Genomic DNA, 273 nt, shown 5'->3' with positions numbered 1-273 from the left:
ACCGCTCTTCCGATCTCAATACGCAGCATAAACGTGGAGGCACTACTTGAAGACCAACTGTCCGCCATTTGAGTGGCTTGTAGCGAGCCATCTTCACCGATTTTCAGATTGATTACCGATTGGTATTCATCCCCAAATGTACCAGGTTTTGAAGATATAGGGCCGTCAGAAACGACGGGATCGAGCGAATTTGTAATCTGGCTGATAACAATTTTCTGTAGCTCTGGATCATACGAGGCTGAGAAAGCACCATCAGCCGCTATATTAATATTA

General features: G+C 45.1%; 1 protein-coding gene. It reads right to left on the bottom strand.

Going from position 1 to position 273, the window contains the following annotated elements; genetic code table 11:
• A partial coding sequence (locus ACP45E_RS02290) for a hypothetical protein (RefSeq protein WP_158008361.1) occupies positions 1-273 on the bottom strand: 273 nt, incomplete at both ends.

The organism is Vibrio genomosp. F10 str. 9ZD137 (assembly GCF_049974785.1).
Taxonomy (GTDB): Bacteria; Pseudomonadota; Gammaproteobacteria; order Enterobacterales; family Vibrionaceae; genus Vibrio.
Note: the sequence above shows the minus strand (reverse complement) of the source record. Positions and strands in the feature narration are given on the sequence as shown.